Below are 9,528 nucleotides of genomic sequence, written 5' to 3'. Positions count from 1 at the left end.
TCGCGAGTTCCGCGGGTCACCAGCCGTCGCGCGTCGCTGTCCTCGGCGGAGCTCGCGAGGGCGACGATGACAGGAAAAAATGCGATGTGCCCTGTTTAGCCAGGCCCGAATGGCCCGTTTGGGTGACCTTCTGGTGCGCTTCCGGTCAGCTGTTGACATCCTGGCCGGCGGCGGCACGGGCGGCCAGCAGGGTGTTGCGCAGCAGCATCGCGATCGTCATCGGACCCACACCGCCGGGGACGGGCGTCAGCTTCCCGGCGACCTCACGCACCGCGTCGAAGTCGACGTCGCCGCACAGACCCGCCTCGGTGCGGTGCATGCCGACGTCGATGACGGTCGCGCCGGGCTTCACCGCGTCCGCGCCGATGATGGCCTGCTTGCCGGCGGCGACGACGAGCACGTCCGCGCCCCGGCAGACCGCGGCGAGGTCCCGCGTGCGCGAATGGCAGATGGTGACGGTGGCGTTGCGGTCGACCAGCAGCTGCGCGACGGGCCGCCCGACCAGCTCCGAACGTCCGACCACGACCGCGGACGCCCCCTCCAACGCCACCTCGTAGGCGTCCAGCAGTTCGAGGATGCCCGACGGCGTACACGGGCGCAGCCCCGGCTCGCCACGCGAGAGCAGACCGACGCTCGCCGTGGTCAGACCGTCGACGTCCTTACCCGGCGGGATCCGCCCGACCAGCGCCGAACCGTCCAGCCCCCGGGGGACGGGCAGCTGCAGCAGGATGCCGGAGACGGCCGGGTCGGCGGCGAGGGAGTCCAGCAGGGCCGCGACCTCGTCCTGGGCGGTGTCGGCGGGCAGGTGCTGGTGCAGGTCGGCCATGCCGGCCTCGACGCACGCCTTGCGCTTACCGCCGATGTAGACCGCGGACGCCGGGTCGTCACCGACGAGCACGGTCGCGAGCCCCGGCTGCAGCCCCGTCGCCGCACGGAACTCGGCGACGTCCCGGGCGACGTCCGCCCGGACCCGCGCGGCCACGGCCTTACCATCGATGATCACTGCGCTCATGTCGGCCTTTCGCCTTGACGATCTCGCCGGATGACGGCGCCGCCCGCCGCCCGCCGTCGTAGCGTGGCCCGCGGGGCGACCTCCGTGAACGTCGACCGTATCGCCCACCACCATGACGCGACCCGCGGCGGCGAGGAACGACGAGGAACGTGGCCGCCGGACGTCCGCCGTAGCGGTGTTACGGGAGGTCAGGTGCCGACGTGACCGGCGGACAGGGAGCGCATCCGGGGCAGGCCCGGCGCCGCCGCGCCGCCCAGCCAGGCCCGCACCTCACGGGGATTGCACAGGCGCACCACCCGGGCCGCGGCACCGTGCGCGTCCAGTGCCTGCAGCAGCCGGTCGCGGCTGTCCCGCGGGTAGGTCCACATCCACCGCAGGAACGACACGTCCATCTTCTCGGGGCAGCCCGCGCCCATGTCCGGACGGGTACGCCCATGCCAGCGCGCCCAGCGCCGCACCGCCCGGATGATCGCGACCCGCCGCGGCAGGTCGAGGAACACGATCAGCTCGGCCGCGGGTATCCGCAGGTCCAGCGTGCCACCGTAGTTGCCGTCCATCACCCACGCCGGCCGCGCGACGAGCCCCGCGACGACCGCGCGCCACTCCTCCACGGGTGTGGCGACCCAACCCGGCTGCCAGAAGTACCGGTCCAGATGGATCACCGGCAGGCCGGCCCGGCGGGCGATCTCCCGCGCCAGCGTGCTCTTGCCCGCACCACCACTGCCGACGACCAGCACCCGCTGAATGTCCGGGGTCATCGACGGCGGGCCCTCCGGGCACGTCCCGTGCGCATTCACGGTTCCAGTCTCGCACCACAACCCACCACAGGAACCCCGAACACCCTCCTCGGCGTGCCCTTCCCACCCGCCGGGTCGCGCACCGCACCCGACGTGATCGGAGCACGGCCTTCGGGATGACCGGTACCTGCCGAACCGGGATCAGCCGGGTGCGGTGGTGGGGCGCCGGGAACTCCGGCGCCGGCGGCGATCAGCCGAGCCCGCGGGAGTCCTGCTTGAGGGCGGTGTCGATCGTGAGGGCCGAGGCGACGACCATGCTCAGCAGCGGCTGCGGCAGCGGACGGTGGAGCTGGACGACGTAGTTGTCGGCGGTGGTGAAGACGTTGCGCATCAGGCCCTCCCAGGTCTTGGTGACCCGGGCGACCTCGGTCTCGGTGTGGTCGACGATGGAGAAGTTCCAGGCCCGCCAGTTCTCGGCCCTGATGGATCCGATCGTGGCGCCACCGGACTGCAGGTCGAAGCGGATCTTACCGAAGACGTTCTGCTGAACGATCACGCCGAGTTCGGTGCCGTCAGGAGTCGAGACGATCACCTTCGACTTGAACACCTTCGCGGGCCGAACGAGCATCAGCTGCGGCACACCGGCGGCATCACGGACCTCCAGCCGGTGTGTGAAGAACTGGTCCCAGGAGGAGAGCACCCGGACGGCCTTCTTCAGCGCGTTCTGCCCGACCTCCACCACCGAGCCGATCTGGCGGCCCTGCTGGTCGAAGACGGCGTACTCGTTCGTCACTTCGATGATCTTGGTCTTCTGGTTGACGACGAGAACAGGCTCGCTGAACAGGCCCCCGCCACCCGGCCCGCCGGGGGCAAGCCCGGCCTGTTCGCGGACCTGCCGCTGCACCTGCTCAGGGGTGCGGTTGGTCAGCACCGACGCACCGCCCTGCGGCGTTCCCCAGCTCACCGCGCCCGACCCGCCGCCCTGCCCCTGGGGATAGCCCTGGCCCTGGGGATATTCCTGGCCCTGGCCCTGCGGGTTGCCCTGGCCCTGGCCCTGCCCATAGCCCTGGCCCTGGGGATAGATGTGCCCCTGGTCCTGGTACTGACCCTGCTGATGGCCCTGGCCCTGGCCGGGAGGTGAGCCGGCCTGGGTGTGGTCGGTCCACTGGGTGCCGTCCCACCATCGGGAACCCTGCTGCCCGCTCGGATCCGGGTACCAGCCAGGCGGGACGGTCTGCGTCATGCCGCCACTTTCGCATCTGGAGCTGGCCGACCGCCAGGGTGGGTCCGCGTCGGCCATCTGACGCTCAGACGGTCTGCTCGTGGACCGTGCCCTCGGCGACGTGGAGTCGACGGGTGACCGACACGGCGTCGAGCATCCGCCGGTCGTGGGTGACGAGCAGCAGGGTGCCCGCGTAGTCGGCGAGGGCCTGCTCCAACTGGTCGATGGCGGGGAGGTCCAGGTGGTTGGTGGGCTCGTCGAGCACCAGGCAGTTGACGCCGACGGCCTGCAGCAACGCGAGACCGGCCCGGGTCCGCTCCCCCGGGGACAGCGACGCCGCCGGCCGGGTCGCCTGGTCGGCGCCGAGACCGAACTTGGCGAACAGGGTCCGCACCTGCCCGGCCGCCCATCCGGTGGCCTCCTCGGCGACGGAGACACAGGTCTGCTCGCCGCGAAAACGTTCGCGGGCCTGGTCGATCTCACCGAGGCGCACCCCGGAACCCAGCGACTGACCGCCGCTGTCGAGCGGGACGCGGCCCAGCAGCGCGCCGAGCAGCGTCGACTTGCCACCACCGTTCGGCCCGGTGATCACGATCCGGTCCGCCCAGGCGACGCTGAGGTCGACCGGTCCGAGGGTGAAACCACCGCGGCGCACGGTGGCGGCGGTCAGCGTCGCGACGACGTCACCGGAGCGCGGCGCGGTGGCGATCGACATCCGCAGCTGCCATTCCTTACGCGGCTCCTCGACCGCCTCGAGCCGGCCGAGGCGACTCTCGATCGAGCGGACCCTGGCGGCGCTCTTGGTCGCGGCCTCGATCCGCGCGCCGCGGGCGGCCCGGTCGCCGTCGGGCGCACGCCGCTTGGCCCGCACCGCCCCGCGCACCGACTGCTCACGCTGGCGCTGCGCCTGGGAGACCAGGTCGGAACGCTCGTCGGCGAAGTCCTCGTAGCGTTCGCGGGCCTGCTGGCGGGCGAGCTCGCGGGCCTCCAGGTAAGCAGACCAGCCACCGGCGAACAGGGCGAGGCTGTGCTGGTGCGGATCGATCTCGGCGACCGTGTCGATCGCCCGGTCGAGGAACTCCCGGTCGTGGCTGACGACGACAAGCGCCCCGGAGACCTGGCGGACGAACCGTTCGAGCCGGTCGAGACCGTCGAAGTCGAGGTCGTTCGTGGGCTCGTCCAGCAGGGTGATGTCGAACCGGGACAGCAGCACGCTGGCGAGCGACCCGCGGGCGGCCTGACCACCGGAGAGGGTCGTCGTCTCACTGTCGAGCGCGCCGACGGGCAACCCGAGGTCAGCGCAGACCTCCTCGGCGCGGGCGTCCAGATCGGCGGCGCCCAGGGCGAGCCAGCGTTCGAGCGCCACGCTGTAACGGTCGTCCACACCGGGGCCGCCGGAGGCGAGGGCCTCGGCCGCGTCGTCCAGCTCCCGCTGGGCGGACGCGACCCCGGTACGCCGATGCACGAAGGCGCGCAGGGTCTCCCCGGGCGACCGGTCGGGTTCCTGGGCAGCAGGCCGACGCCGGCGCTCGGCGGCGCCAGGTCAAGACGACCGGAGTCGAGTGGCACCAGGCCGGCGAGGGCACGCAGCAACGTCGATTTACCAACGCCGTTGGGCCCGACCACACCGAGACGATCGCCGGGCGCCACAGTGAGGGAGATCCCGTCCAGGACGGTTGCCCCACCGCGGGTGACGGTGAGGCCGGAGGCGATGAGCGTGGCGGACATCCCACGAGTCTCGCGTATGCCCGGACGGCACCGCGGACGTACCCGCCCAGCACGGCCAGGCCCGCATCATGGCGGGCGGGCGCGGGGTGTTCGGGCGCGGGGTGTTCGGGCGCGGGTGTTCAGGCGCGGGTGTTCAGGCGCGGGTGTTCAGGCGCGGGTGTTCAGGCGCGGGTGTTCAGGCGCGGGTGTTCAGGCGCGGGGGCGATCCCAGCCGGGGGCAGGCTCGTCGGGGTCTGCCAGGACGGATCGGGTTGGAAGTCCGTCCAGGTGCCGTCGAACGGGAAGGCGCCGGATTCGACCAGGCGCAGCAGGCGTTCGCCTTCGGCCCGCACCGCGTCCGGATCGCTCACCCAGTAGTGCTCGGGGAAGGCCAGGCGCTCGGCGAGTTCGTGTTCGTCCTTCCACTCCCAGGTGCGGGCGGGGGTGACCCACACGTCGAGGTCGTGGTCGGTGGTGTCGACGCCGACGAGCCCGTCGCGGCGCCAGGCGACCGCCGGCTCCTCCAGGTTGATGTACCAGCGGACGAAGCGGCCCTGCCAGTCCCAGAACCACCAGACCGAGTGGGCGCCCCGCGTCGGGATCAGCATGAAGATGTTCGGGCCGCGCCAGATCGAGGTCGTCATCACCGTCGGCTGGCGGACCCACTCGGCGAAGGGCATGTCCCGCAGGCCACGGCCGTCCGCGCTGAGTTCCACCGCCATCGGGCAGCCATGCGGAATCCACAGCCGCAGGCCACGTTCGTCGTGGTCGATGACATGCCCGGTACGGACGAAGACCAGCCGTTTGGTCGTGAACGACCGGTGCACGACGATCTCACCAGGCGTGTAGGGCGCGCCGGCGCCGGGCCCGCCGCCCGCCGACGTGGGCACCGGTACCGACGACGACACGGGGCCGGGTTCGTCGCGCGCGGGGCTGTCCGGCTTGGTCACGGCCTGACTGTACGACCAGCCGCGGCACGCGCCACCCCCCGGTCAGGGCGGGATGGCCACGAGGTGGCTCGGTGCGGGTGGCCGGTGCGGGTGGCTCAGTGCGTGTGGTCGGGCTGGGCGGCCTCGGGGTGGGCGCGCAGCCAGCCCAGGCGGGCACGGGTGGTCTCGTCGACCGGGTTGTGGACGGTCAGCCGGATGCCGGGGCGACCGCTGAGATCAAGGTGGGTGGCGCGCAGACCGATGTCGCCGACGGCCGGGTAGCAGTACACCTTGTCGCACGGGCGGGGTGGGGCGACGTCGTGGGTGGCCCACAGCCGGGCGAACCGGTCGCTGGCCGCGCTCAGGCCCTGCACGAACTCCTGCCAGCCTGGCTCGCCCAGATGCTGGATGTGCCGGTAGCGCAGGATCGCGACGTACTCCGCGGCCTGCTCATCCAGGTTGCGCATCGGATTGCAGCAGGACGGCGTGGTGAAGGCGAACCAGAGGGTGTTGCGGTGGGGCGGCGCGGCGGAGACGATCATGGGGAGCAGGCTGGCGTAGGCCTCGTTCCAGGCCAGGACGTCCGAACGGGCGTTGGTCACCGCCGCCGGCAGCGGATCCAGGGCGTCCAGGATGCCGCGGATCTCGGGTGGCAGATCGACCATGTCGTCCCCGATGGACGGCGGTGGCGCCACATCGGCCAGGCGGAACAGGTGCGCGCGCTCGGCCGCGTCCAGCTGCAAAGTGCGGGCCACCGCGTCGAGGACCTGGCCGCTGACGTTGATCGGACGGCCCTGCTCCAGCCAGGTGTACCAGGTGACAGCGACCCCGGCGAGCTGGGCGACCTCCTCCCGGCGCAGCCCGGGTGTCCGCCGGCGAGGGCCGGGTGGCATGCCCACGTCCCGCGGGGTGACCCGCGCACGCCGGCTCCGCAGGAACGCCGCGAGATCGTCCCGGCGCCGCGGCGCGTGCCGGGTCGGCGACGTGTGCCGGGGCGGCGGTGCGAGCCGGGGCGGCGTCGTTGTCATGCCTCCAGCGTCCCCTGTCCGTGGCACGGGTGCCAGGTGCTGCCACTACCAGTATCAACGGGCTCTCGTTACTGGTATCCGACGCCCAGCACGATGTGGACCATGCCCCGATTCGCCGCACCCACCGACTCCGTGCGGGCCCCTTCGGCCGCACCCACCTCGAACCGCGGTGATCCGCCGACGCCGGCTCCGCCCCCGGGCCGGCGGGCGTCCGCGGGGCTGGTGCTGGGGGTGGTGCTCGTCGGGCAGTTCATGGCGAACCTCGACGTCAGCATCGTCAACGTCGCACTCCCGGTGTTGCGGACCGATCTGCGTGTCTCCGACGCCGGGCTCCAGCTGGTCGCCGCCGGGTACCTCATCAGCTACGCGGTGCTGCTGATCACCGGGGCTCGCCTCGGGGGCATCCTGGGGTACCGGCGGGCGTTCCTGGCCGGCCTCGCCGCGTTCACGCTCACGTCGGCGGCCTGCGGGTTCGCGCCGCGGGCGGGCTCGCTCATCGGGTTCCGGTTCGCCCAGGGGGCGAGTGCCGCGCTGATGACGCCGCAGGTGATGAGCATCATCCAGCGCACCCGCTCCGGCCCCGCGCGCAACCGGGCGCTCGGCTACTTCGCCGCGGTCATCGCCGGTGGAATCGTCGTCGGGCAGGCCGCCGGTGGCCTGCTGGTCGACGCGGACCTGTTCGGCAGCGGCTGGCGGGCGGTGTTCCTGGTCAACGTGCCGGTCGGGCTGCTGCTGATCGTCGCCCCCCGGGTGCTGCCCGCGGACCGGGGGCATGGTGGGCCCGCGCTGGACCTTCCCGGGCTCGCCACGCTCAGCGCGGCGGTGCTGCTGTTCGTCCTGCCCCTGGTGCTCGGGCATGACCTGGGCTGGCCCGCGTGGACGTTCGCGTCGCTCGGCGCGTCCGTCGTGCTCGTCGGGGTGTTCGTCCTGGTGCAACGGCACGTCGCCGCGCGCGGTGGCCGCCCGTTGATCTCCCCGCGGGTGCTGCGCGCGCCGGGCCTGCCGGCGGCCGGTGTGGCGCTGCTGCTCGCCCCGTGCACGTGGGGGGCGTTCCTGTTCACCACGACGCTGCACCTGCAAGGGGAGCTCGAGCTCAGTCCGCTTCGTTCGGGGCTCGCGTTCATCCCGTGCGTCGGGGCGTTCGCGCTGGTCAGTCTGAGTGTGCCGCGGCTTTCGGGGCGGCTTCGGCGGCCGGCGATCCCGGTCGGGCTGTCCTTCGCGGCGGTGTCCTACCTGTTCCTGGGGCCGACCGCGGGCGGCGGGGTGCCCTACGAGGTCGTCACCACGCTGGTCGGGCTCGGTCTCGGCGTGATGCCGCTGATCATCTCGGTGGCGTTGGAACACGTGCCGGTCGAGGACGCCCCCGACGCCAGCGGGCTGCTGCTCACCCTGTTGCAGCTCGGGCAGGTCATCGGCCTCGCCACGGTCGGGACGCTGTTCCTCACCCTCGCCGGCGACACCGGGGCGACCGGGCACGCCGAGTGGGGCGTCGGCTGGGCGCTGGCGGCACTCGCTCTGCTCGCCGCGGCCAGCGCGGCCTTCCTGGTGCGCGGTCCGCGACTGAACCGACGCTGAACATCCCCCGCCTAGGATGGTGACATGGCCGTGACAATCGGTTACGACCGCGTCCGGACAGGACGGGAACGGAGGAACAACTCATGATGGCGCAGTACGAAGCACCGGCTCTGCGTGCGCAGGGATCGTTCCAGGCCGTGACCCACGGATTCTTCATCGCCGGTTTCGGCGGCGGTGGCGGCTGGGGTTGGCGTCGCGGCTGGGGTGGCGGCGGCTGGGGTGGCGGCGGCTGGGGCGGTAACGGATGGGGCGGTAACGGATGGGGCTGCGGAGGCGGCGGCTGGTAGACCGTCCACTGACTCCACTGACTCCACGTAGCTTCTCGCATCGGGCCCGGGTGGGCCGGCAACGGCCACCCGGGCCCTCGCACGTCCACCGCGGACCGGGATGGCCCGCGCAGCGGGACGGTCCGCATACTGGTGGACATCAGACGTGACGCCGGGCGCTGCGGCGGCGAGGGTGAGGACGGGAGCGGACGGGGACGGTGAGGGCGGATCTGCCAGCCGGTGTCGAGCCGCTCGACGACGGCGACCCGACCCAGGCAGGTCCCTACCTGCTGACCGGGCGCATCGGTGTCGGCGGGATGGGCAGCGTCTACTACGGCCAGGCGCCCGGCGGGGCACCGGTCGCGGTCAAGGTGATCCGGCGGGAGTACGCCCGCGAACCCGAGTTCCGCACCCGGTTCCTGCGTGAGGCGCAGGCGGCGCGCCGGGTCGCCCGTTTCTGCACCGCCGAGGTCCTCGACGTCGACACCGACCGGACCGAGCCCTACCTGGTCACCGAGTTCATCGACGGGCCGACGCTGACCGAACGGGTCCGCCGGGCCGGGCCGCTGCCCGCGGCCGAACTCGAGCGGGTCGGGGTGGCCGTGGCCGGGGCGCTGAGCGCCATCCACGGCGCGGGCCTGATCCACCGGGATCTCAAACCCGGCAACATCCTGCTGTCGTCATCCGGCGCCCGCGTGATCGACTTCGGGATCGCCCGGGCACTGGAGGCCACCACCACCCTCACCCAGCGCGGTGTCCTCGGCACACCGGCGTACATGGCCCCCGAGCAGGCCCTCGGTGAACCGCTCACCCCCGCCGCGGACGTCTACGCCTGGGGTGCGGTGATGCTGTACGCCGCCACCGGACGGACCCCGCACGGCGAGGCCGTCACCCCCGTACTGATGTACCGGATCGTGCACGACGAACCCAACCTGTCCGGGCTCACCCCGACGTTGCACGCCCTCGTCACCTGGACGATGAACCGGGATCCCGCCGCCCGCCCGAGCGCCACCGCCCTGCTGCTCCGGCTGACCGGAGCCACCCCGCACCCC

At 72.6% G+C, this 9,528-nt stretch carries 8 protein-coding genes and 1 pseudogene; 3 read left to right on the top strand and 6 right to left on the bottom strand.

Annotated elements, in window-relative coordinates; translation table 11 throughout:
* Positions 1-145: 145 nt before the first annotated feature.
* The 6 genes and pseudogenes from folD to G6R24_RS14765 all read right to left on the bottom strand — a co-directional run bounded on the left by folD (position 146) and on the right by G6R24_RS14765 (position 6,635).
* Positions 146-1,012, bottom strand: a complete 867-nt coding sequence (gene folD, locus G6R24_RS14790; RefSeq protein ID WP_163549833.1) for a bifunctional methylenetetrahydrofolate dehydrogenase/methenyltetrahydrofolate cyclohydrolase FolD — start codon at positions 1,010-1,012, stop codon at positions 146-148.
* Positions 1,013-1,200: 188 nt separating this feature from the next.
* On the bottom strand, positions 1,201-1,770 hold the full coding sequence (locus tag G6R24_RS14785) for a P-loop NTPase family protein (protein ID WP_225438549.1): 570 nt from the start codon (positions 1,768-1,770) through the stop codon (positions 1,201-1,203).
* 229 nt (positions 1,771-1,999) lie between these two features.
* Positions 2,000-2,992, bottom strand: a complete 993-nt coding sequence (locus G6R24_RS14780) for an LURP-one-related family protein (RefSeq protein WP_163549831.1) — start codon at positions 2,990-2,992, stop codon at positions 2,000-2,002.
* Between the two features lie 64 nt (positions 2,993-3,056).
* Positions 3,057-4,699: pseudogene (locus tag G6R24_RS23545) on the bottom strand (ABC-F family ATP-binding cassette domain-containing protein).
* A gap of 161 nt (positions 4,700-4,860) precedes the next feature.
* Positions 4,861-5,628 (bottom strand): ribonuclease FAU-1 family protein, encoded by a 768-nt coding sequence (locus G6R24_RS14770; RefSeq protein WP_225438548.1) that lies wholly within the window; start codon positions 5,626-5,628, stop codon positions 4,861-4,863.
* 95 nt (positions 5,629-5,723) lie between these two features.
* Positions 5,724-6,635: a helix-turn-helix transcriptional regulator gene (locus tag G6R24_RS14765; RefSeq protein WP_163549830.1), complete on the bottom strand. Its 912-nt coding sequence runs from the start codon at positions 6,633-6,635 to the stop codon at positions 5,724-5,726.
* A gap of 102 nt (positions 6,636-6,737) precedes the next feature.
* On the opposite strand from G6R24_RS14765, the gene G6R24_RS14760 reads away from it, so the two are divergent.
* The 3 genes from G6R24_RS14760 to G6R24_RS14750 all read left to right on the top strand — a co-directional run.
* On the top strand, positions 6,738-8,210 hold the full coding sequence (locus tag G6R24_RS14760; RefSeq protein WP_163549829.1) for an MFS transporter: 1,473 nt from the start codon (positions 6,738-6,740) through the stop codon (positions 8,208-8,210).
* 83 nt (positions 8,211-8,293) lie between these two features.
* A complete protein-coding gene (locus G6R24_RS24180; RefSeq protein WP_163549828.1) occupies positions 8,294-8,497 on the top strand; it encodes a lasso RiPP family leader peptide-containing protein in 204 nt (67 codons plus the stop codon).
* A gap of 197 nt (positions 8,498-8,694) precedes the next feature.
* A partial coding sequence (locus G6R24_RS14750) for a serine/threonine-protein kinase (RefSeq protein ID WP_225438547.1) occupies positions 8,695-9,528 on the top strand: 834 nt, incomplete at its 3' end.

The organism is Candidatus Frankia nodulisporulans (assembly GCF_902806475.1).
GTDB classification, from domain to species: domain Bacteria; phylum Actinomycetota; class Actinomycetes; order Frankiales; family Frankiaceae; genus Frankia; species Frankia umida.
Note: the sequence above shows the minus strand (reverse complement) of the source record. Positions and strands in the feature narration are given on the sequence as shown.

Excerpts from the sequence above, each read along its gene's own strand:
- G6R24_RS14785 (WP_225438549.1), bottom strand. The coding sequence starts at position 1,770 with ATGACCCCGGACATTCAGCGGGTGCTGGTCGTCGGCAGTGGTGGTGCG.
- G6R24_RS14780 (WP_163549831.1), bottom strand. The coding sequence starts at position 2,992 with ATGACGCAGACCGTCCCGCCTGGCTGGTACCCGGATCCGAGCGGGCAG.
- G6R24_RS14765 (WP_163549830.1), bottom strand. The coding sequence starts at position 6,635 with ATGACAACGACGCCGCCCCGGCTCGCACCGCCGCCCCGGCACACGTCG.
- G6R24_RS24180 (WP_163549828.1), top strand. The coding sequence starts at position 8,294 with ATGATGGCGCAGTACGAAGCACCGGCTCTGCGTGCGCAGGGATCGTTC.
- G6R24_RS14760 (WP_163549829.1), top strand. The coding sequence starts at position 6,738 with ATGCCCCGATTCGCCGCACCCACCGACTCCGTGCGGGCCCCTTCGGCC.
- folD (WP_163549833.1), bottom strand. The coding sequence starts at position 1,012 with ATGAGCGCAGTGATCATCGATGGTAAGGCCGTGGCCGCGCGGGTCCGG.